Origin of the sequence: Nocardioides mangrovi, from assembly GCF_020073815.1 — a bacterium.
Classification (GTDB): domain Bacteria; phylum Actinomycetota; class Actinomycetes; order Propionibacteriales; family Nocardioidaceae; genus Nocardioides; species Nocardioides mangrovi.
The window spans coordinates 37,136-59,154 of record NZ_JAIQZJ010000016.1; the positions used below are offsets into that span (position 1 = coordinate 37,136).

A 22,019-nucleotide genomic window follows, 5' to 3' on the forward strand; every position below is an offset into this window, starting at 1 on the left:
CAACGTACGCCGATCAGCCCAGGCGGGACAGGCCTCGGAGCGTGTGCCGGCCGTGCCGGACCTTCGCCGTGAGGTAGCCGGCGTTGGCCGCGGTGAGGTGGACGGCCGTCGGCCGGCGCTCGGCGACCTCGACGCCGAGCGACTCGAGCTGCTCGGCCTTGTCCGGGTTGTTGCTGAGCAGCGCCAGCCGGCGTACGCCGAGGGCGTGCAGCATCTGGGCGGCGACGGTGTAGTCGCGCTCGTCCTCGGCGAAGCCGAGCGCCAGGTTGGCCTCGTAGGTGTCGAGGCCGTCGTCCTGGAGCGCGTAGGCGTCGAGCTTGGCGTAGAGGCCGATGCCGCGGCCCTCCTGACGCAGGTAGAGCAGGTAGCCGCCGGCGTCGGCGATCCGCTCGACGGACTCGCGCAGCTGCGGGCCGCAGTCGCAGCGGCCGCTGCCGAGCACGTCGCCGGTGAGGCACTCGCTGTGCACCCGCACCAGCGGCGGGCGTCCGGTGACCACCGGGCCGAGCCGGAGCGCGAGGTGCTCGCGGCCGTCGACGAGGCCGTCGAAGGTGATCACCCGGGCGGTGCCGGACCAGCCGTCGGACCAGCGCATCGGCACCTCGACCTCCGTGCGCACACGCGCCGGCGACGGGATCATGACGCCTCCTCGAAGCGGTCGGAGAGCGCGTAGCGCAGCAGCACCACGTCGCCGATCGGACGGACGTCGGCCAGCCGTGCCCGGCGGTCGCCCGCGAAGGGGAAGCACCCGTCGTCGACGAAGCGCCGGGCGCGCGAGTCGCCGACGAAGAAGGGCGCGACGACGAGCTGGAGCTCGTCGGCGAGCCCGGCGATGAGGAACTGCGTGTGCACGGTGCCGCCGCCCTCGACCATCAGCCGGCGGACGCCGCGGTCGTGCAGGTCCTCGGACAGCGACCGCACCGAGACCCGGGCGCCCCCGTCCACGACGGTCGCGACCGAGCCGAGCCGGGAGCGGGCCCGGCCGAGCACCGCGGAGGCGACGTACACGATCTTCTCGGCGCCGCCGGTGGCGAAGAAGCGGGCGCCGGGGTCGAGGTGGGCGCGACCGGTGACGGTGACCTTGAGCGGGTCGGGCTTCGCGCCGCGCGCGACCCGCTCCGCGCGGCGGGCGTCGCTGCGGACGAGCAGTCGCGGGTCGTCGTGGCGCACGGTCGCGGCGCCGACCAGGATCGCGTCGCTGCGCGCCCGCACCTCGTCGACCCGGTCGAGGTCGGCGTCGTTGGAGAGCACCAGCCGCTCGGGCGTGCCGGCGTCGAGGTAGCCGTCGAGCGACATCGCGCAGCTGAGCAGGGTGTAGGGACGGTCAGGCACGGGCGACCTCCGGGAGCTCGGCCCTGGGAGCGGGTGTCGGCAGGAGCAGCAGGCCGCCGGGCAGGGTCGCGACCAGCGAGAGCACGCCGTACGTCGCGGCCACGGCGGCACCCTCGGCGGCCCCCAGACCGGCCGCGGCGAAGGCCCAGGCGGCCACGCCCTCCCGCGGCCCCCAACCGGCGACGCTGAGCGGGATCGCGGCGGCGACGAGCACCACGAACGCGAGCGGCAGCAGCCGCGCGAGCGAGGCGTCGGAGCCGACCGCGCGGGCGGCCACGAGGAAGACCGCGACGTGTCCGACCGAGGCGACCAGCGAGGTGAGCACCACGCGTGGCCACCGGGCGGCCGCGCCGAGCAGCAGCAGCCCGGCCACCACGGCACCGGGCACCCAGGCCGTCGCGAGCAGGACGGTCCCCGCGGCGCCGACCTGGACGGCCTGGCCGAGGCCGCGGTCGGCGACCACCGGCAGGGTGCCGTGCCGGACCGCGCGGCCGACGTCGCCGACCACTCCGCCGGGGAGCGTGGCGTTGAGGAACTGCGAGCGGTAGTAGGTCGCGACCGCCTCGCGCAGCGGGAGCGTCCCCCCGAGCGCACGCCACCGGATCGCGCAGCAGAGCGTCGTCACGCCGGTGACCGCGAGCGCGGCGGCGAGGGCGAGCGGGCCGGCCGCACGGACGGCGTCGACGAAGGGGTCCGGGCCGACCCGGGCGAGCACGACGGCGAGCACGACCACGCCGCCGAGGACCTCGAGCCGGCGCCTCACCAGCCCACCTCCAGCAGTGCCTCCGCCACCCGGGCGGCGGTGCGGTCCCAGCCCGCGAGCTCGACCCGCCGGTGCCGGGCCGCGCTGCGCAGCTCGGCTCGGTGTCGGGGGTCGGTGAGCCAGCGGCGCAGCGCGGCGGCCAGGGCCGGCGGGTCGTCCGCCGGGACGAGCACGCCCCCGTCGCCGAGCGCCTCGCGGACGCCGCCGACGTCGGTCGCGACGACGGGCAGCCCGCGGGCCAGGGCCTCGGTGACGACCATGCCGTAGGTCTCGGCACGGGAGGCGAGCACGAGCAGGTCGGCCTCGGCGTACGTCGCGGCCAGGCGCTCGGGCGTCTGCGGCCCGGCCAGCCGGATCGTGCGGCCGAGGCCGGCCGCGAAGTCCGGATCGATCTCGGTCGACCCGACGCCGACGCACTCCCAGTCGAGGTCGGCGAGCGCGTCGAGGGCGGCTGCGAGCACGTCGTACCCCTTGAGCGCGGTGACGGCACCGACGCAGAGCAGACCGCGGCCGTCGGCGCGTCCCGTGGCGAGCGGGGCGGCGTCGACGCCGGGCGCCGCGACGAAGACGCGGGCCGGTTCGAGCGGGTAGGTCGCGAGCAGCCAGGTCCGCGTCCACTCGCTGGTCGCGATCACGCCGGCGGCCGCGCCGAGCACGGCGCCCTCCCAGGGCTCGCGCCGCGGCATGTGCACCAGCGCGACCACGCGGACCCGCTCGCACTCGGCGACCGTGTCGGGGCCGAGCAGGAGGCCGTCGACGAGCGCGAGCTCGCCGTCGGGGACGGTCGCGGTCGTGTCGTGCTCGACCGCGCCGAGGGCGTCGGCGACGCGGCGGTCGTAGACGTTGCCGCCCGACGGCCGGGTGGGGTCGTCGACGGCGGCGGGACGGACGAGGTGGACCACGCTCACACCGCCCTCTCGTAGCTGGCCCAGGCGACGTGCGACTCGTGCAGCGTGACGGCCACGCGCACCACCGGCCCGAGTCCGGTGGCACGCGCGGCCAGCCCGTCGGCGACGACCTTCGCGAGCACCTCGGTCGAGGTGTTGACCCCCGCGAAGGCCGGCTCGTCGTCGAGGTTGCGGTAGGTGAGGCGCCTGAGCACCTCGTGCAGCAGCTCGGTCGCCGCGCCGATGTCGAGGAGGATCCCGTCCGGCCCCAGCTCGGGGCCGGAGAACGCCGCGTCCACGACGTACGTCGCGCCGTGCAGCCGCTGCGCCGGTCCGAAGACCTCGCCGGTGAAGCTGTGGGCGATCATCATGTGGTCGCGGACGGTCACGGTGAACACGGCGGCTCCTGCCGGTAGTCGATGGTGTGGCACAGCGCCGGGAGCGCGCCCGACCCGAGCCGGGCCATCACGTCGGGCAGGTCGGCGAACGGCGAGTCGCCGGTCAGCAGGACGTCGTACGCCGGGTCCCGGAGCAGCCGGAGCGCGAGCGCGAGCCGGTCCGCGTGGGAGCGCCGCCCGCGGCCGGCGACGACGCCGACCTGGCTGGAGCGGATCCGCAGCCGCCGCGAGTGGAACGCGCCGCCGAGCGCGAGGTGGACGCGCTGGTCGCCGTACCAGCTGAGGTCGAGCACGGTGCCCTCCGGCTCGAGCAGGTCGAGGGAGAGCTGGAGCCCGGACGCCGTCGCGCTGGTGTGGACGACGGCGTCCTGCCGGCCGAGCCGGTCCCCGAGGTCCTCGGGCGTGCCGAACGCGGCTCCGAGCACCTCGGCGACGGCCGCCCGGGCGGGGTCGACGTCGACGAGGGTCACCTCGACCTCGGGGACCCGGGCCAGCAGCCGGGCGACGCAGCAGCCGACCATCCCGGCGCCGACCACGGTGACCCGGTCGCCGACCAGCGGCCGGAGGTCCCAGAGCGCGTTGAGGGCGGTCTCGACGGTGCCGGCGAGCACGGCCCGCCGGGCGGGCACGTCGTCGGGCACCGTGACCACCTCATCGGCGGGGACGACGTACGCCGCCTGGTGCGGGTGCAGGCAGAAGACCGTCCGGCCGGCGAGCTCCGCCGGCCCGCGCTCGACGACGCCGACGTTGAGGTAGCCGTACTTCACCGGGCCCGGGAAGGACCCCTGCTGGAACGGCGCCCGCATGTCCCCCCACTGGCTCTCCGGCACGCCGCCGCGGAAGACGAGCGACTCGGTGCCGCGGCTGATCCCGGAGTGCAGCGTGCGGACCAGCACCTCGCCCGGGCCGGGCTCCGGCACCGGCTCGGACCGCAGCTCGCCGCGGCCGGGCTCGCGGACCCAGAAGGCCCGCGTGAACCCGCCGAAGGGGCTCGCCGTATGGCTGGTCACACCCCACACACGGAGGCACCGTGCGACTGGTTCAGCGACCCGCGGATCTCATCACCGCCACCCGGGCGGCGCTCGCGGTCGTCGTCGCGGTCCTCGGCCCCGACAGCTGGGCCCTGGCGCTGGTCGTGGTCGCGCTCTGCCTGGACTGGGTCGACGGGCGCGTGGCCCGGCGTACCGGCACGGCGACGGCCTTCGGCGCCCGCTTCGACATGGAGACCGACGCGTTCCTGATCGCGGTGCTGAGCTGGTACGTCGCGGTCGACCACGGCTGGTGGTGGGTCCTGCTCATCGGCGCGATGCGCTACCTGCTCTGGCTGGCCGAGCGGGTGCTGCCGTGGCTGCGCCGCCCGATCCCGCCGCGCCAGTGGCGCAAGGTGGTCGCGGCCGTCCAGGGTGTGGTGCTGGCCGTCGCGGCCTCGGGCCGGGTGCCCGATGCGGCGGCGGAGGTGGCGCTGTTGGTCGCCCTCGGACTCCTGCTGGAGTCCTTCGGCCGCGACGTGTGGTGGCTGTGGCGGACCCGCACCGCGCCCGCGCCGTACCCGTACGGCGGCGGCCGCACGCTGGTCGCGCTCGGCGCCGTCTGGGTGGCACTCGTGCTGCCCCACGACCCGGGCGACCTGCTCCGGCTGCCGGTCGACGCGCTCCTGGTCGTCGCGGTCGCGCTGCTGCCGTGGCGCCGCGCCCGGGCGGCGACCGCCGTCGTCCTGGGCGTCGCGCTCGGCGTCGTCGTGGTGATGGAGGCGCTCGACGTCGGCTTCGAGACCTTCCTGGACCGCTCCTTCGACCCGCTGGCCGACTGGACCTACCTGCTGTCGGGGATCGGCGTGCTCGGCGACCAGGTCGGGGTGACGGCCGCCCGCGCGACCGCGGTCGCGGCGGTCCTCCTGGTCGTCGTGGTGCTCGTGGCGCTGCCGCTCGCGACCGTCCGGGTCGCCCGGACCGCCGCCGGCCACCGGCGTCCGGTGCTCGTCCTCGCGGGCGTCCTGGTGGTCGCCGGGGCGGCCCAGGTCGGCAGCACCAGCGCCACGACGCTCGCCTACGACGAGGTCGTCCAGGTGCGCGCGGACCTGGCGGACCAGCAGGAGTTCGCCCGCGAGATCGGCGTCGACCCGTGGGCCTCCGTCCCGGGCGGCCGGCTGCTGCGGGGGCTGCGCGGCAAGGACGTCCTCGTCGTCTTCGTCGAGTCCTACGGCAAGGTCGCGGTGCAGGGCACGTCGTACTCGGCGCCGATCGACCACGTGCTCGACGCCGGCACCCGTCGCCTGGCCGCCGCGGGGTACGGCGCGCGCAGCGCCTTCCTCACCTCACCCACCTTCGGCGCCGGCAGCTGGCTGGCGCACTCGACGCTGCAGTCCGGCCTGTGGGTCGACAGCCAGCGTCGCTACGACCAGCTGATGGGCGCCGACCGGCTCACGCTCACCTCCGCCTTCCGGGGCGCGGGCTGGCGCACCGTCTTCGATGTCCCCGCCAACACCCGCGACTGGCCGGAGGGCGAGGGCTTCTACGGCTTCGACCAGCTCTACGACTCCCGCAACGTCGGCTACCAGGGCCCGGAGTTCGGCTACGCGCCGATGCCGGACCAGTACACGCTGGACGCCTTCCAGCAGCGCGAGCTGGACCCGGCGGACCGCACGCCGGTGATGGCCGAGATCGACCTGATCTCGAGCCACCACCCGTGGACGCCGCTCCCCCACCTCGTGCCGTGGGACCAGGTCGGCGACGGCTCGGTCTTCGACGACATCGACGGCCTCGCGCTCCCGGACGTGCAGGAGGCCTACGCCCACTCGATCCGCTACACGTGGCACACGCTCGTGTCCTGGCTGACCCGCCAGCCCGACCCGAACCTCGTGCTGCTGGTCCTCGGCGACCACCAGCCGCACTCCTACGTGACCGGCCCCGATCCGGGCCACGACGTACCGGTCTCGCTGATCTCGCCGGACCGCTCCGTGCTGCACCGGATCGACGACTGGGGCTGGCAGCCCGGGCTGCGGCCCGACCCGGAGGCGCCGGTGTGGCGGATGGACACCGTCCGGGACCGGTTCCTCCAGACCTTCAGCGCAGCCGTCAGCCGTTGAGCTCCAGGAGCGCGTGACCGTCGGCGGCCACGACCTCCACCGAGGCGATGTCGTCGGCCGTCAGCGCGGTCGCGCCCGACACGTGCATCGTCTTGCCGGGCAGGCCCCGCCAGGTCGCGACCTGCTGGGTGTCGCCGTCGGCGGACCGCACGACCATGGCGTACGTCGGGGGCTCGTGGTGCTCGCCGTAGGCGCTGGCCGGCTCGTCGTAGGTGCAGGTCAGGTCGAGCTTGGTGCCCCACGCGACGGAGGTCAGCGCGACGCTCGCCTCGACCGAGTCCTGGTCGACCTGCGTCATCGTCTGCCCGACGGCCGCCGGCGGCGTCGGGTCGTCGCGGGTCGCAACCACCGCGGTGGTGACGCCGGCGCCCACGACCAGCACCGCCGCCGCGGCCAGGCCGGCGACCCAGCGGCGGCGGACCTGGGAGCGGCGTACCTCGCGGACGAGGGACGGCAGCAGGGTCGGCGGCACCGGCTCGGGCCGCGGCTCGGACTCGACGACCTCGAGCGGCACCCGGGACAGGAGCCCGGTGAGCCCGGCGATCGAGCGGACCGAGCGGGAGCAGTCGTCGCAGGTGGCGAGGTGGCGCTCGAAGGCCAGCCGCTCGTCGGGCGGGAGGGCGCCGAGCACGTACGCCGCGTCGTCGTGCGCGAACTCGCAGCTCATGCGACCACCCCCATCTCCTCCAAAGCCAGGCGCAGGGCGCGCAGGGCGTAGTGCGTGCGGGACTTCACGGTGCCGGCCGGGATGTCGAGCCGGCGCGCGGCCTCGGCCACCGGCAGGCCACGGTAGTAGCACTCGACCAGCACCGCCCGGTGCTCGGCGGAGAGGCGGGCGAGCGCCTCGGCGACCACCCAGGACAGCAGGACCTGGTCGGTGCGGTCGGGCTCACCGCCGGCCTCGGGGGGCTCGGCGACGCTGAGCTCGCTCTGCGAGCGCTTGGTGCGCCACTCGTCGATGACAATGTTGCGGGCCACCGTGAAGAGCCACGACCGGACCGAGCCCTGGGACTCGTCGAGCACCGTGAGGTTGCGCCAGGCGCGCAGCAGCGTCTCCTGGACGACGTCCTCCGCCTTCGCCCGGTCGTTGCCGGTGAGGCGCAGGCAGTAGCCCCAGAGCGCGGCGGCGTGCTCGTCGTGCAGCTGCACCATCAACGCGGCCTGCTTGTCGGCCATCGGCACCTCCCACCAAGGGCACGGTAGCGACGGCCGAACGGTTCAACCGGTCGTCCCGACGCTCAGGCGAGCCCCTGCTCGGCGAGCGCGTCGGTCAGGAGCGTGACCAGGGCCTCGAGCTGGACGTCGACCGAGCTGGCGACCGTCTCGCCCGCACCGTCGAGCGCGCGGGCGGCGAGGCCGGCCTTGCTGTCGATCAGCTCGGCGATCCGCGAGTCGATGGTCTGCGCGGCGATGATCCGCCACGCCGTCACCGGCATCTCCTGGCCGATCCGGTGGACCCGGTCGATCGCCTGGGTCTGCTCGGCGTCGGTCCAGGACAGCTCGGCCAGCACCAGGTTGGAGGCCACCTGGAGGTTGAGGCCCACGCCGGCCGCGGTCAGCGAGCAGACGATCACCTCGACCTCGGGGTCGTTGACGAAGTCGTCGATGGCCTTCTCGCGCGCCTTCGGCGTCTGGTCGCCCCGGATCGAGGAGTAGCGGATCCCGCGGCGGGCGAAGGTGTCCTCGGCGGTGTCCATGACGTCGATGTGCTTGGCGAAGAAGACCACCTTGCCGACGTTGCGGGACAGCTGCGCGGCGTAGTCGGCCGCGAGGCCGGCCTTGGCCTGGCCGATCTGGCGCATCATCGTGAAGACGTTCTCGCCGGTCGCGGTGTCGTTGTCCTCGCGCTCCCACGTCGCGACCTGGCGGACCAGGTCGTGGTCGATGCCGTCGACGACGCGGCCCGACGTACGGGTCTCCAGCGCGATCTCGTAGCGCTTGACCATCCGGCGGGCGAGCTCGCGCTCGGCGTCGCGGATCGAGCGGCCGGCCTCGTCGTCGAGCTCGACGGGGAGGTCGGCGACCCGGCGGGCCGGGATGTCGGCGGCGACGTCGACCTTGCGGCGGCGCACGATGCCCATGTCGACGACCGCGCGGCGCGCGGCCGGGTAGAAGCCCGGGTCGGCCGGGGTCAGCCCGATCTCCTCGAGCTTGACCATCAGCTCGCCGAGCGGCTTCTTGTCGTCGACCCAGCCGAGGAACTGCCAGATCGCGCGGAAGTCCTCGATGTCGTTGATCAGCGGGGTGCCGGTCAGCGCCATCAGCAGCGGTCGGACGGTGCGCTGGCGGATCCGCTCGGCGATGCCGAGGACGTTCTGGGAGCGCTGCGACGTCTTGTTCTTGATGAAGTGAGCCTCGTCCACGATCATCCCGCGGAAGCCGTGCTCGCTCATCCAGCCGACGTGCCGGTCGAGCACCTCGTAGTTGACCACCACGATGTCGGCGAAGCCGTCGACGTGCTCGCCGTCGCCGTGGATGACGGTCGCCGTACGGCGAGGCGTCCAGAGGCCGACCTCGCGGGCCCAGTTGGTCTTGACCACGTTGGGCACGACCACGAGCAGCGGGTAGGCGTCGGCGGCCTGCGCGGCGAGCAGCGCCTGCGCGGTCTTGCCGAGGCCGGGCTCGTCGGCGAGGAGGAAGGTGCGGTGGCCGGCGGCGGCCGCGGCGACCATCTGCGCCTGGTGGAGCATCAGCTCCCGGCCGGCCGGGACCTTGAGGCCGATCGGGTCGGCGGGCAGCTCCATGCAGGAGACCGCGCCGGCCGCGGCGTACTCGAAGGAGCGGAAGAGCGGGCCGAGGAGCTCCCAGCTGGCGAGCCGGTGGGTCGCGGGCTTCGGGGCGACGGCGGAGAAGTCGGGGACGAGGAAGGGGTTGGACAGCTGGCGCTGCTTGACCGAGATCGGCACCACTCGGCGCTCGGTCGGGGCGCCGACCACCACCGGCGCGGTCTCCTCGACGACCTCCTCCTCGACCTCGAGGCCGGCGCTGTCGAGCATCTCGCGGCGCAGCGTCTTGGCGGAGTCGGAGATCGTGGCGTCCTCGGCGAGGAGCTGGAAGAGGGAGGGGTCGCGGGCGGCGGTCTTGGCGAGGATGGTCGCGATGCCGTCGAGCCGCTTGAGCTGCTCGCCGCGCTGCGCCTCGGTCATCTCCGTGTCGGCCTTGATCCGGGCGCGCTCCTCGCGGACCAGCAGCGCGACCACCTGGAACTTGGTGCGCACGCCGGGCATCGCGGAGCGGCGTTCGACGGCGTTCTCGACCTCGCGCACCGCGCGGGCGAGCACCGGGATGATGCCCTCGTTGTCGAGCTTGCGGCGCTGACCGTTGCCGCGGTTGTTGCGCTGGCTGGGACGGCGGGACGCCGTCTGACGCTGGCCCTGTCGAGCCAAGGACCCCTCCTCGAGAGTACGAACGAGCGCCGCGTCGAACCGACCCACGCGCGGGCCGTTCTGCGAGCGCGTGCGATCGGCCTGGTTGCGCTCGATCGCGGGAGGACGTCGCCGCTGGGACACGCCGCAGGCCGGACGTCCGTGATGATGGTAGCGCGACCGGGTCGCAGAATGTTCCACGTGGTGCCCGATTGTTACTTCGTCCCCCTGTCCTCCGACTCCACCGACGTCCGCTACCTGGCGACCGAGCACACGGGAGGCGCCTGGTCGCTGACCGAGCAGCACATCGCCCCGCTCACCGGCCTGGGGGTGCACGTCATCGAGCGGCACCTCGCGGCGCTCGGCCTCGGTGACGGGAAGGCGGTCGGCCGGGTCACCTTCGACATCCTCGGCGTGGTGCCGATCGAGGAGGTGACCTTCCGCGTCTCGGTGGTCCGTCCGGGCCGCAGCATCGACCTGGTCGAGGCGGTCGCCTCGTGCCGCGGCCGGGACGTCCTCGTCGTCCGGGCGTGGCGGATGGCGACCGGCGACACCACGTCCGTCGCCGGCGGGCCGCCCACGTCGATGCCCGCGCCCGTCGACGTACCGGCCTGGGACATGACCGCGGTCTGGCCGGGCGGCTTCATCGCCTCGATCGACGTACGCCGGACCGCCGACAGCGCCCCGGGCCGCGCGACCGCCTGGATCGACACCCCGATCCCGCTCGTCGCCGACGAGCCGGTGAGCACGCTCGCCCGCTTCATCGGCCTGGTCGACACCGCCAACGGCATCGGCGTACGCGAGTCGCCGCGGGAGTGGATGTTCCCCAACCTGGACCTCTCGGTCCACCTCTTCCGCCAGCCCGTCCCCGGCCCGGTCGGCATCGCCAACCACGTCACCTTCGGCCCCGACGGCCTCGGCCTGACCAGCTCGGTCCTCCACGACGTCGCCGGCCCCGTCGGCCGCGCCGCCCAGTCGCTCACGGTGCGGCGGCTCGGCTGACCGGGCACGGTCGGACGGCGCCGGGGTGCGAGGTCATCGCGAGACGGGTCCCTCGCGCGCTGAGACCCGTCATTCGCACCAGGCCGTGACCTGACCGGGGCGACCGCGGCGTGCGGGCGACCACGTCGACCTGGCCGGAGCTCGACGCGGTGACGGTGGCGATCACCACCGGTCGCGCCCGGGCGGCCCCGGGCGCACTCCAGGTCAGCCTGACGTGCGACTCGGGGTCGAACCCGACGCCCCGGAAGCGGGTCCGCGTCGCCGGGTCGAGCCACCCGTGCGCGGAGCACTCGGTCGCCTCCCGGACCCGGGCCTGGCTGACCGTCAGGTAGGGCCCGACCGCATCGGCCGGCGCTCGCGTGACCTCGGCAGCCGTGCGGGGCTGCGGCTCGTGGAGCTCACCGCACCCAGCGACCAGGACGAGCCCCAGGAACAGCGCGGCACCTCGAAGACCGGACATGCGGACCCCTCCCCTCGCGACGGTCCTGCAGAAGGTGTCGACCGCTGGGCACCGAGGCTTGAGCCTCGGTCGATCCTGCGGCCCCAAGGCTCATGGCCCGGCCGTCGCCCCGATCGTGGCCGAGGTCACGAGCGCGACCAGCTCGTCCTCCAGCTCGGGGAAGAATGCCGCGTCGTTGAGCGTGATCCCGATGCTGACGTAGACGTCGCCCACGACCGTGCTCAGCCCGAGGTACTGGACGACCTGCGCGAGCTGGATGGCGCGGTCCCGCAGGACGGCCGGACGACCGTCGACCGTCACGCGCCGCGTTCCGATGTCGGGCGGCACTCGCCAGCCAGCCACGGCCTCCGCCTTCCAGGGACCCCGGTAGCCCATCTCCCGATAGCTCGCGCGACTCTGGCACGTCGCGGCGAGCTCCACGCCGCCGTGGCTCCGGCTGACCAGCTGGTGCGGATGGTCCCCGGCCTGCCACCCCGGCGGCATGTCGAGGGTCACGGTGCCCGAGCAGCTGTCGTCGAACGCGTAGAGCGGCAGCGTCACGCGTCCACCCGCGCTCGACACGGCCTCGGTGCCGCATCCCGACCACGCGGCCACGTAGATCGCTGCCACCAACCCCACGAGCACCGTCCGACGTCGTCGTCCCATCCCAGCCTCCCGCGTCTCGTCCGTCGAGCCGAGGCGAACCTCCCACTCCCTCGAGCAGGACCGCCTGAGTGCCGATACTCGATCGCTGGCCATGGCTGTGACCCCACCGACGCCTTTCTCTCGGGCCGGTGGGGTGCGGGTCAGCCGGCTCGTCGCCGGTGGTGGTGTGCCGTGGTGTCGCTGGTGTAGACGCGGCCGTGCGGACTGGTCCAGGCGAACGTCGCGGGTCCGGTCCTGGTGACGGTCCAGTCGGTGTGGGTCTTGATCCGGTGGTGGCCGCGGCACTCGGGTGCGAGGTTGACCGAGCCGGTCGGGCCACCACGCTCGTGCTCCAGCAGGTGGTCGAGGTCGGCGCGGCGGGCCGGCCGGCGGCAGCCCGGGAGGATGCAGGTCGGGTTGGTGAGGACCACCTGCTCGCGCAGCCGGTCGGTGGGCGCGTAGGCGTCGGTGCGCAGCTCCTCGTTGAGGTCGAGGACCGGCCGGACCGTGACCGTCGTACCAGCCTGCCGGCACCAGCTCTCGACCTGCTCGACCGCGACGATCGAGCGGGTGTGCTCGACGTGGGCGACCGGGTCGTCGGGAGAGATGTGGACGTAGATGGTGAGGTCGAGCTCGCCCTGCCCGGACAGTGCGCGGCGGGCCAGCAGCCCCGCGGCCTGCGAGCGACGGACATGGAGCGACTCGAGCGAGCCGAGGGCGGCGAGCTCGGCTGCGCCGGTCGTCACAGCCTCGTCCAGGAGGGTGGCGTCGGCCAGGTCCAGGTCGCCGTCGACGTGCACGACCCCGTCGTAGGTGACGTGAGCCAGGTCGATGTCGAAGTGTCGGTCCTCGGCCGCCGCGATCCGGCGGGCCTCGGCCTCAGCGGGGTCGAACCGGACCCGCGCCTCCTCCACGGTCCGCTCGAGCTGGGCCCACGTGGAGTGCCCGATCACCGGGCTGATGTGCGCGTCCACGAACGTCGCGCCCTCGAGCGGAAGGGATCGGGTCAGGTCGGCGACCCGGCGGGCCTTCCAGACCGGCACCCGGCCGGCCATGACCTGCTCCCAGAGCTTCGGGAGCCCCCACCGGCACTCGACGGCGTCACCGAGGTAGGCCCGACCGCCGTCGGTGGAACGGCCGGTGGCCAGGGCGAACTCGGCGATGCACGCCTCGTCGACGGTCGGGGCGCCGTCGCCGGCGACCTCCAGGGGCCGCAGGTGCCAGGGCACGCTCGCGTCGACCAGCTCACCGGGGTGCGCCTCAGCCCACTGTGCGGCGAGGCTGAACAGGTCGACGTCCAACGACGCGAGGCCCGCGTGGACGTCCTCGACGGCAGCCAGCAGGACCCCGGGTGTGGGTGCGGGCGTCGCCTGGTGGAGGACCATGCCTCATTGTAACATATATTCGAGCATGTGTTCGAGCACGTCTTCCTGCCTCGCACCTGCCCCGCACCTCAATACGGTGTGACCCCGCACGCCGAAGCTCGTCCCCCGGGGTTTCGAGGCTCGGGCCTGGCGGCCCTCGCACCTCAACCACCGTGTCCAGCCCGCCGCTCGCGTGGAGCCCGGTCTTCGACCGCAGGTCGGCGTCGTCCCGATAGGCGCCAACTCGTCCGGAGCCGGTGAGGTCAAGGGCGCGAAGCGGCGAAGCGGACCCTTGACCTCACCGGCGGAGGACGAACACTGGCGCCGCCGGGAGGACGCCAACAGTCGATCCCAGAACACCAGGCGCCGGTCGGCTTTCCGGGGTTTCGAGGCTCGGCGCTGGCGCGCCTCGCACCTCAACCACCGGAATGGCCAGGCGCTGGCGCGCCTCGCACCTCAACCACCGTGGGTCGCGGCCGTCAGACGGTGAAGTCGACGCCCTGGGCGAGCGGGAGCTCGCCGGAGTAGTTGATGGTGTTGGTGGCGCGGCGCATGTAGGCGCGCCAGGCGTCGGAGCCGGACTCGCGGCCACCGCCGGTCTCCTTCTCGCCGCCGAAGGCACCGCCGATCTCGGCGCCGGAGGTGCCGATGTTGACGTTGACGATGCCGCAGTCGGAGCCCTCGGCGGAGAGGAAGAGCTCGGCCTCGGCGTTGTCGGAGGTGAAGACGCTCGAGGACAGGCCCTGGGGTACGGCGTTGTTGAGGTCGATCGCGGAGGCGAAGTCGTCGTAGGGCAGCACGTAGAGCAGCGGCGCGAAGGTCTCGCGGGTGACCACCTCGGTCTGCTTCTCGATCCGGACGATCGACGGGCGGGCGTAGTAGGCGTCGGGCGCGACGTCCTCGAGCGCCCGGCCACCGCCGGCGACGAGGGTGCCGCCCTCCCCCGTGGCGAGCGAGATCGCGGCGTCGAGGGCGTCGTACGCGCGGCCGTTGATGAGCGGGCCGACGAGCGTGCCGGCGGCCATCGGGTCGCCGATCGGCAGCCGGTCGTACGCCGAGGCGAGCCGGTCGGTCAGCTCGTCGACGATGCTGGTGTGGGCGATGACGCGGCGCATCGTGGTGCAGCGCTGGCCGGCCGTGCCGGCGGCGGAGAAGACGATCCCGCGGACGGCGAGGTCGAGGTCGGCGCTGCCGGTGACGACGGCGGCGTTGTTGCCGCCGAGCTCGAGCAGCGACCGGCCGAAGCGCTCGGCGACCCGCGGCCCGACGGTGCGGCCCATCCGGGTCGAGCCGGTGGCGCTGAGCAGCGCGACGCCCGGGTGCCCGACGAGCGCCTCGCCGACCTCCGGCCCGCCGAGCAGCACCTGCGACAGGGCGGCGGGCGCCCCCGCCTCGGCGATCGCCTGGGCGAGCACCGCGTGGCAGGCGAGCGAGGTCAGGGGCGTGAGCTCGGACGGCTTCCAGATCACCGGGTCGCCGCAGACCAGGGCGACGGCGGTGTTCCACGACCAGACGGCGGCCGGGAAGTTGAAGGCGGAGATCACGCCGACCACGCCCAGCGGGTGCCAGGTCTCCATCAGCCGGTGGCCGGGCCGCTCGGAGGGCATGGTGCGGCCGTAGAGCTGGCGCGACAGGCCGACCGCGAACTCGCAGATGTCGACCATCTCCTGGATCTCGCCGCGCGCCTCGGAGGTGATCTTCCCGGCCTCGACGCTGACCAGCGTGGCGAGGTCGTCCTGGTGCTCGACGAGCAGCTCACCGAAGCGCTTGACCAACGCGCCCCGCGCCGGCGCCGGGACCCGCCGCCACTCGCGGAAGGCCGCCTCCGCGCGCTCGACCGCGATGTCGACGTCGGCGATGCCCTGCCAGGCCAACGAGGCGACCTGGCCGCCGTTGATCGGCGAACGGGTCGTGACGTCGCCGGCGATCGCGTCGACATCGACGCCGCAGCGGCGCGCGGTCTCCAGGGCGAGGGCGGACAGCTCGGCGGAGGACGGGAGGCTCATGCGGCCATTCCTACCGGATGGAGGGTGCCTACACGATGTTGAGCTCGGGCCGTACGCCGCCGGCGAACCGCTCCACCGACAGCCCCGACACGTCGACGACCGGGTCCCGGCCGAGCACCAGGTCGCGGACGACCTCGCCGATCGCCGGCCCCATGAGGAAGCCGTGACCGGAGAAGCCGGTGGCGTAGAGGAAGCGGGAGACCGACGCGGCCTCCCCGACCAGGGCGTTGTGGTCGGGCGTGTTCTCGTAGAGCCCCGCCCATCCGGACGCGATGCCGACCTCGGCGAGCGCCGGCGCGCGGCGCTCGATCGCGGCGCCGAGCCGCGGCAGCCAGGTGTCGCTGCGGGAGAGCCGGAAGCCCGGCTCCTCGTCCGGGTCGGACATGCCGAGCAGCAGGCCCGGCCCCTCCCGGTGGAAGTAGAGGCTGGTCGAGAAGTCGATGGTGAAGGGCGTCGCCGGGTCGAGCCCCGGCATCGGCTCGGTGACCAGGATCTGCCGGCGCAGAGGCTCGACCGGCAGGTCGACGCCGGCCATCGCGCCCAGCTCGCCCGACCACGCGCCGGCGGCGCAGACCACCGTGCCGGTCTCCACCCGGCCGGCGTCGGTGACCACCGCGCGCACCGACCCGCCGGACACCTCGATCCCGGTCACCCCGCAGTGGGAGACCAGTCGGGCGCCGGCACGCCGGGCGGCCCCGGCGTACCCGAGCACCACCGACTCCGGGGTGCAGTGGCCGTCCTCGGGCGACCACGCGGCGGCGAGCACGCCGTCGAGGGAGACGAGCGGTGAGAGCGCGCCCGCCTCGTCCGCGGAGATCATCCGGCTGGGGACGCCGACGGAGTTCTGCAGCTCCACGGCCGCCGTGAACGCCGCGACGTGCTCGGGGTCGTCGAGCAGGAAGAGGTAGCCCGAGCGGTGCAGGTCGATGTCCTGGTCGAAGTCCTCGACGAAGCGCTCGAAGACCCGCAGGCTGCGCAGCCCGAGCTCGATGTTGACCGGGTCCGAGAACATCGCCCGCACCCCGCCGGCCGCCTTGCACGTCGACCCCGAGCCGAAGCCGTCGCGCTCGAGCAGCAGCACGTCGGGGACGCCCGCGGCGGCCAGGTGGTACGCCGCGCTCAGGCCCATCACTCCCCCGCCGACCACCACGACCGAGGCCCGCGACGGGAGCTCAGTCACGCCCGGAGCCGAACACCGTGTCCCAGTCACGCGCCATGCTGACGATTGTCCACCCCCGTCGCCGTCCGACGTCGGTGATCGGCTCGGACTCGGCGAAGGTCGCCGCGGTGCTGACGTAGGCGGTCTCGCGGTCGGCGTCGTCGTGGTCGACGAGCAGCGCCAGCGTCGGTCCCTCGCCGCCGGCAGCCCACTCGAGCATCTCCCGGTCGCCGCCCGAGTTGCCGGCCGCGAAGATCGGGCGGCGGCCGAGCTGGGCCTGGATGTTGCCGACCTTGGCCGCGCCCTCGTTGGCGCCCGCGACCAGCTCGGCGGTGCGCCGCAACCCGGGACCGCCCGCCTCCGAGGCGGGGACGAACTCGTAGGAGATCAGGCTGCCGACGACGTTCTGCGGAGGGACGCCGTAGAGCTCCTCGCTGACCGCGCGGACGAACTCGGTGCCGCCCCCGGTCACGACGCAGATCGTGAAGTCGCGGCTGCGGAGCTCGTCGAGCAGCTCGAGCATCGGCAGGTACGTGGGGGCACTGCGACCGGCCATGTAGGCGCGGACCCGGTCGGTGAACTCCTCCGGCGAGAGCCCGACGAAGAGCCCGGTCAGCGCGTGGGCGATGCGCTCCAGCCCGAGCTCGCCGATCGCCGCCTGGTCGCCGCTGATCAGGGCGGCGAGCTCGGGTCGCTCCGCGAGGGTCGGGTCCGCCTGCACGGCGTCCTTCATGACGGCGACGAAGAAGTCGAGCTGGACGTAGGTCGGCTTCTCCGACCACAGCGTCCCGTCGTTGTCGAGGCAGGCCACCCGGTGCTCGACCGGCACCGTCGCGACGGCGTCGAGGAAGGCGACGAGGGCGTCCCGGGTGGGGCCGGGCCGCCACGACGGCAGCAGGTCAGCGCTCATGTCCGGCGCCCTCCTCGACCCGTCGTACGCACCGGAAGCCCTGGTGGCTGGTGCCGGTGTCGATCATCTGCGGCCGCCGGGCGGCCGGCCGGTAGCGCAGGCAGTAGGTGTCGGCGCACAGGTGCGACCCGCCCTTGACCACCTTCCGGGCGATCTCGAACTGCGGTTGCGCCGGGTCGTAGCTGTGCTCGCGCGAGCCCGGCCGCGGGTTGCTGGGGATGCAGCACGGCTTGTCCACCTCGGCGGGATGTCGTTCGGTCCACCAGTCGTCGGTCCACTCCCAGACGTTGCCGGCCATGTCGTAGAGCCCGTAGCCGTTGGCCGGGAAGCTCCCCACGGGAGCCGTCCTCTGGAAGCCGCTCTCGCCGCTGCTGCGCCAGGGGAAGTCCGGACCGTCCCAGGTGTTCGCCATGATCCGCCCGCCGGGACGCGGCTCGTCGCCCCAGGTGTACGCCGCGCCCTCGAGTCCGCCGCGGGCGGCGTACTCCCACTCCGCCTCGGTGGGCAGCGCCGCACCCACCCAGGCGGCGTACGCCGCGGCATCCTCGTGCGCGACGTGCACGACGGGATGGTCCAGCCGGTGGTCGATCGTGCTCCGCGGGCCGCTCGGGTGCCGCCAGCACGCGCCGGGCTTCCAGCGCCACCACTGGCTGAGGTGGCGCAGGTCCACCGGTCCCCGGGTCGGCGTGAAGACCATCGACCCCGGCACGAGGTTCTCGGCCGGGGCGTCGGGGAAGTCGACCGGGTCCAGCTCACGCTCGGCGACGGTGACGTAGCCGGTGGCCTCGACGAACGCCGCGAAGTCGGCGTTGGTGACCTGGGTCGCGTCGATCGAGAAGGCGTCCACCCGCACGCGGTGCGAGGGCGCCTCCTCGGGGTAGTGCTGGTCGGAGCCCATGGTGAAGGTGCCACCGGGAAGGTCGACGAGCACTCAGCTGCTCCCCGCCACCGACTGGAGCTTGGCCAGCACCTGGTCGACGCTGAAGCTCGGCGGCGTCTGTCGCACCGGGAAGTCCTCGAACGACTGGATCATCTGGCTGACGTAGATCTGGGCGGGCACGAAGAGCCAGATGTGGTCGAGCACCCAGTCGTAGTAGGTGTTCGAGGTGATGTCGGCCCGCTCGTAGGGGTCGGTCTTGAGGTTGAAGAGCTTGGGGAAGCGCAGCTCGGTGAAGGGCTCCTGCCAGATCTGGAGCGTCCCCGTCGCGCGCTGCTCGAGGAAGACGAACTTCCAGTTGTCGTAGCGCAGCGCCGTCAGGTCGCCGTCGTCGGAGACGTAGAAGAAGTGGTTGCGGGGGCTCCGCTCGGCGGCACCGGTGACGTAGTCGAGCTGGTTGTGCCCGTCGAGATGGACCCGGTACGACGAGCCCGCGAGCGTGGTGCCGGCCTTGAGCCGGTCGGCGACGTCGGTGTCGCCGGCGGCCGCCAGCAGGGTGACGAACCAGTCGTTGTGGCTGACGATCCCGTTGCGCACCTCGCCGGCCGGGACGTGCCCGGGCCAGCGCACCATCGCGGGAACGCGGTAGGCGCCCTCCCAGTTGGAGTTCTTCTCGCTCCGGAACGGCGTCATGCCGGCGTCGGGCCAGGAGTTCATGTGCGGTCCGTTGTCGGTGGAGTACATGACGATCGTGTTGTCCGCCAGGTCGTGCTCGTCGAGGAAGTCCAGCACCGAGCCGACCAGCCGGTCGTGGTCGACCATCACGTCGTGGTACTCCGACTGCCAGCGTCCGGCCTGGCCGCGCGACCCGTCCTTGATGTGGGTGCGGAAGTGCATGTGCGTGGTGTTGAGCCAGACGAAGAAGGGCGTGTCGGCATCCTTCGCGTCGCTCATGAACCGCAGCGCCTCGGGGAGGATCTCGTCGTCGATGGTCTTCATCCGCTCCTTGGTGAGCGGCCCCGTGTCCTCGATGCGCTGGGTGCCGTCACCCTCGGCCCAGGAGTGGATGACGCCGCGCGGGCCGAAGCGCTTGCGGAAGTTCGGGAACTCCTCCTCGGTCGGGTAGTCCGGGAGCTCCGGCTCCTCCTCCGCGTTGAGGTGGTAGAGGTTGCCGAAGAACTCGTCGAAGCCGTGCACCGTCGGCAGGAACTCGTCGCGGTCGCCGAAGTGGTTCTTGCCGAACTGGCCGGTCCGGTAGCCGAGGTTCTTCAGGGCCGTCGCGATCGTCGGGTCCTCGGCGCGCAGGCCGACGTCGGCGCCCGGGAAGCCCACCTTGGTCAACCCGGTGCGATAGGGGTTCTGGCCGGTGATGAACGCCGCGCGCCCCGCCGTACAGCTCTGCTCGCCGTAGTAGTCGGTGAACCGCACGCCCTCGTCGGCGACCCGGTCGATGTTCGGGGTGCGGTAGCCCATGAGCCCGTCGGAGTAGCAGCTCAGGTTGCTGATCCCGATGTCGTCGCCCCAGATGATGAGGATGTTCGGCTGGTCGGACACGTCGACTCCGATCCGTTGCGTGGCAGGTGCGCTGGCGTTGCCACGCTAGGCGAGCGGCGCCGCCCGTGGGTCACCCGCAACGGGCGAGACCGTCGCCCGGCGATCAGCCCGGTCCGAGCAGCCCCCGCGCCGCCTCGACGATCTCGTCCTCGCCGACCAGGACCAGCCCGGCGGCCGGGCCGAGCGGCACGTAGGAGTCGGCGCCCGCCACCCGGGCGACCCGGCCGGTGTAGCCGCGCTCGACCAGCGCCGTGACGATGCCCTCCCCGACGCCACCGGAGCGGCGGGTCTCGTCGACCACGAGCACGCGGTCGAAGCCGCCGGCGTACGCCGCGAGCTCGTCGACCGGCAGTGGCGCGAGCCAGCGCAGGTCGAGCACGGTGGCGTCGATCCCGGCGGTGCGCATCGCCCGCAGCGACATCGGGACGCCGTTGCCGAAGGTGACGACGAGCAGGTCGGCACCGTCGCCGTGCGCCCGCGGGCCGCGCGCAGGCCCGCGGACGTCGTACGGCGCGGTCCAGAGGCCGTCGCCCGGCTCGTGCAGGTCGCGCGCGTGGTAGAGCGCGATCGGCTCGACGACCACGCAGACCCGGCCCTCGAGCTCGGCGAGCTCGACGCACTCGCGGAGCAGCCGCGGGGCGTCCGCGGGGTGGCTCGGCACGCAGAGCACCAGGCCGGGGATGTCGCGCAGCACGGCCAACGAGCTGTCGTTGTGGAAGTGGCCGCCGAAGCCCTTCTGGTAGGCGAGCCCCTGGATCCGGACCACCATCGGGTTGCGGTAGTGCCCGTCGGAGAAGAACGCCAGCGACGCCGCCTCGCCGCGCAGCTGGTCCTCGGCGTTGTGCAGGTAGGCGAGGTACTGGATCTCCGGGATCGGGAGCAGGCCGGCGAGCGACGACCCGAGCGCGGTGCCGAGGACCGTCTGCTCGTCGAGGAGGGTGTCGAAGACCCGGCGGCCGCCGAAGCGCTTGCGCAGACCGCGGGTCACGCCGTAGACGCCGCCCTTGGCGGCGACGTCCTCGCCGAAGACCAGCGCGTGCGGACGCTCCTCGAGCACCTGCCCGAGCGCGGTGGTGATCGTCTGGGCGAGGGTCAGCGGCTCGCCGGCCGGCACCTCGACCGGCACCAGCGGGGCCACGGCCAGCGGGGCCGGGTCGTGCAGCGGTCGCAGCACCTCACGGCGCGAGGTCAGCCGCCGCTCGGTGATCACCGACGCCGCGGTGTCGAGGACCCGGGCGCGGGTGCGCTCGTAGCGGACCAGCACCTCCTCGACGTCGAGCACGCCGTGGTCGACCAGGTACGTCGCGGTCGCGACCAAGGGGTCGCGGCCCAGGTCGTCGGCGAGCTCGGCCCGGGTCCGGTAGGCCAGCTCGACGTCGGAGCCGGCGTGGCCGAGGTAGCGGACCGTGCTGAGGTGCAGCACCACCGGACGCTGCTCCTCCCGCACCTGGGTGACGGCCTCGTGGACCGCGGCCACCAGCCGATCGGGACGCGGGTCGCGGGCGGCGACGTACGCGATGCCGGGGAGCCGCCCGAGCGACGCCTCGACCCACCCGGCCGGGGTCGGGGTGGAGATGCCGAGGCCGTTGTCCTCGACGACGAGGAGCAGCGGCAGGGGCAGCCCGCGATGGGTGAGGTACGCCGCGGTGTTGAGCGCGCCCTGGGCGGTCGAGTGGTTGACCGAGGCGTCGCCGAGCGAGCAGACGACGAGCGCGTCGTCCGGCCACCGCCGTGCGGGTGCGAGGTCGGCGAGGTTGCCGAGCGCGAAGGCCAGCCCGACCGCGCGGGGCAGGTGCGAGGCGATCGTCGAGGTCTGCGGGACGATGTGCAGCTCGGGATGCCCGAAGACCTTGTGCCGGCCCCCGGAGATCGGGTCCGCGGCGGCCGCGGTCAGCCCGAGGAGGACGTCGCGGACCGGGTCGGTGGTGCCGAGGAGGCCGGCGCGCGCTGCGTAGAAGCCGCCCGAGCGGTAGTGCAGCAGGGCGGGGTCGTCGACGCGGGTCAGCAGCCCGACCGCGGCGTTGGCCTCGTGCCCGGCCGAGCCGATCGTGTAGTAGCCCGCGCCCTGTGCCTGCAGCCACCGGGCGGCGAGGTCGAGGTGCCGGCTCTGGAGCTGGGCGTCGAAGAGTGCGAGCGCCAGGTCCCGGGCCACCGCGGTCCGGTACGCCGACGGGCCGGACGCGACGTGCGACCGCACCGCCTCCGTGAAGTGCTCGTCGACCGCCTCCACCAC

At 73.6% G+C, this 22,019-nt stretch carries 20 protein-coding genes; 2 read left to right on the plus strand and 18 right to left on the minus strand.

Annotation, left to right across the window (positions count from 1 at the left end; translation table 11 throughout):
• Nucleotides 1-13: 13 nt before the first annotated feature.
• The 6 genes from K8U61_RS20755 to K8U61_RS20780 are packed head-to-tail and all read right to left on the minus strand — an operon-like array spanning nt 14 to nt 4,390.
• Nucleotides 14-640, minus strand: a complete 627-nt coding sequence (locus tag K8U61_RS20755; RefSeq protein ID WP_224124970.1) for a GTP cyclohydrolase II — start codon at nt 638-640, stop codon at nt 14-16.
• Entirely contained in the window at nt 637-1,332 is a 696-nt protein-coding gene (locus K8U61_RS20760; RefSeq protein WP_224124971.1) for a RibD family protein, read from the minus strand. The genes K8U61_RS20755 and K8U61_RS20760 overlap by 4 nt, the downstream gene beginning before the upstream one ends.
• The gene (locus K8U61_RS20765; RefSeq protein WP_224124972.1) at nt 1,325-2,095 is read right to left on the minus strand and encodes a lysylphosphatidylglycerol synthase domain-containing protein; all 771 of its coding nucleotides are present in this window, start codon (nt 2,093-2,095) and stop codon (nt 1,325-1,327) included. Before K8U61_RS20765 ends, K8U61_RS20760 begins: the two co-directional genes overlap by 8 nt.
• Nucleotides 2,092-3,003: a glycosyltransferase family 4 protein gene (locus K8U61_RS20770; protein ID WP_224124973.1), complete on the minus strand. Its 912-nt coding sequence runs from the start codon at nt 3,001-3,003 to the stop codon at nt 2,092-2,094. Before K8U61_RS20770 ends, K8U61_RS20765 begins: the two co-directional genes overlap by 4 nt.
• A complete protein-coding gene (locus tag K8U61_RS20775; RefSeq protein WP_224124974.1) occupies nt 3,000-3,380 on the minus strand; it encodes a 6-pyruvoyl trahydropterin synthase family protein in 381 nt (126 codons plus the stop codon). Before K8U61_RS20775 ends, K8U61_RS20770 begins: the two co-directional genes overlap by 4 nt.
• The gene (locus K8U61_RS20780; protein WP_224124975.1) at nt 3,368-4,390 is read right to left on the minus strand and encodes a zinc-dependent alcohol dehydrogenase; all 1,023 of its coding nucleotides are present in this window, start codon (nt 4,388-4,390) and stop codon (nt 3,368-3,370) included. Before K8U61_RS20780 ends, K8U61_RS20775 begins: the two co-directional genes overlap by 13 nt.
• A gap of 20 nt (nt 4,391-4,410) precedes the next feature.
• Here K8U61_RS20780 and K8U61_RS20785 point away from each other — a divergent pair, with 20 nt between their 5' ends.
• The gene (locus tag K8U61_RS20785; protein WP_224124976.1) at nt 4,411-6,465 is read left to right on the plus strand and encodes a CDP-alcohol phosphatidyltransferase family protein; all 2,055 of its coding nucleotides are present in this window, start codon (nt 4,411-4,413) and stop codon (nt 6,463-6,465) included.
• On the opposite strand, the gene K8U61_RS20790 is transcribed toward K8U61_RS20785, so the two are convergent.
• From K8U61_RS20790 to K8U61_RS20800, 3 genes are all read right to left on the minus strand, one after another.
• Nucleotides 6,455-7,132, minus strand: a complete 678-nt coding sequence (locus tag K8U61_RS20790; RefSeq protein WP_224124977.1) for an anti-sigma factor family protein — start codon at nt 7,130-7,132, stop codon at nt 6,455-6,457. The genes K8U61_RS20785 and K8U61_RS20790 overlap by 11 nt on opposite strands.
• Nucleotides 7,129-7,641 (minus strand): sigma-70 family RNA polymerase sigma factor, encoded by a 513-nt coding sequence (locus tag K8U61_RS20795; protein WP_224124978.1) that lies wholly within the window; start codon nt 7,639-7,641, stop codon nt 7,129-7,131. The genes K8U61_RS20790 and K8U61_RS20795 overlap by 4 nt, the downstream gene beginning before the upstream one ends.
• Before the next feature lie 62 nt (nt 7,642-7,703).
• Entirely contained in the window at nt 7,704-9,851 is a 2,148-nt protein-coding gene (locus K8U61_RS20800; protein ID WP_224124979.1) for a DEAD/DEAH box helicase, read from the minus strand.
• Nucleotides 9,852-10,031: 180 nt separating this feature from the next.
• On the opposite strand from K8U61_RS20800, the gene K8U61_RS20805 reads away from it, so the two are divergent.
• Entirely contained in the window at nt 10,032-10,832 is an 801-nt protein-coding gene (locus tag K8U61_RS20805) for a thioesterase family protein (RefSeq protein WP_224124980.1), read from the plus strand.
• Here K8U61_RS20805 and K8U61_RS20810 read toward each other — a convergent pair.
• From K8U61_RS20810 to K8U61_RS20850, 9 genes are all read right to left on the minus strand, one after another.
• On the minus strand, nt 10,810-11,292 hold the full coding sequence (locus K8U61_RS20810) for a hypothetical protein (protein ID WP_224124981.1): 483 nt from the start codon (nt 11,290-11,292) through the stop codon (nt 10,810-10,812). The two genes, K8U61_RS20805 and K8U61_RS20810, sit on opposite strands and share 23 nt — an antisense overlap.
• A 90-nt stretch (nt 11,293-11,382) precedes the next feature.
• The gene (locus tag K8U61_RS20815; protein ID WP_224124982.1) at nt 11,383-11,937 is read right to left on the minus strand and encodes a hypothetical protein; all 555 of its coding nucleotides are present in this window, start codon (nt 11,935-11,937) and stop codon (nt 11,383-11,385) included.
• A gap of 140 nt (nt 11,938-12,077) precedes the next feature.
• Complete coding sequence (locus tag K8U61_RS20820) at nt 12,078-13,301, minus strand: HNH endonuclease signature motif containing protein (RefSeq protein ID WP_224124983.1); 1,224 nt, start codon at nt 13,299-13,301, stop codon at nt 12,078-12,080.
• A gap of 458 nt (nt 13,302-13,759) precedes the next feature.
• Entirely contained in the window at nt 13,760-15,286 is a 1,527-nt protein-coding gene (amaB, locus tag K8U61_RS20825; RefSeq protein ID WP_224124984.1) for an L-piperidine-6-carboxylate dehydrogenase, read from the minus strand.
• A 28-nt stretch (nt 15,287-15,314) separates the two neighbouring features.
• The gene (locus K8U61_RS20830; protein WP_224124985.1) at nt 15,315-16,466 is read right to left on the minus strand and encodes an NAD(P)/FAD-dependent oxidoreductase; all 1,152 of its coding nucleotides are present in this window, start codon (nt 16,464-16,466) and stop codon (nt 15,315-15,317) included.
• Complete coding sequence (locus tag K8U61_RS20835; RefSeq protein ID WP_224124986.1) at nt 16,459-17,355, minus strand: HAD family hydrolase; 897 nt, start codon at nt 17,353-17,355, stop codon at nt 16,459-16,461. The genes K8U61_RS20830 and K8U61_RS20835 overlap by 8 nt, the downstream gene beginning before the upstream one ends.
• Nucleotides 17,345-18,286, minus strand: coding sequence for a formylglycine-generating enzyme family protein (locus tag K8U61_RS20840; protein ID WP_224124987.1), 942 nt, complete (start codon nt 18,284-18,286; stop codon nt 17,345-17,347). Before K8U61_RS20840 ends, K8U61_RS20835 begins: the two co-directional genes overlap by 11 nt.
• Nucleotides 18,287-19,786 carry an arylsulfatase gene (locus tag K8U61_RS25580; RefSeq protein ID WP_224124988.1) on the minus strand — a complete coding sequence of 500 codons (1,500 nt, stop codon included), beginning with the start codon at nt 19,784-19,786 and terminating at the stop codon, nt 18,287-18,289. It abuts the gene before it with no gap.
• A gap of 103 nt (nt 19,787-19,889) precedes the next feature.
• Nucleotides 19,890-22,019: a thiamine pyrophosphate-dependent enzyme gene (locus K8U61_RS20850; protein ID WP_224124989.1), complete on the minus strand. Its 2,130-nt coding sequence runs from the start codon at nt 22,017-22,019 to the stop codon at nt 19,890-19,892.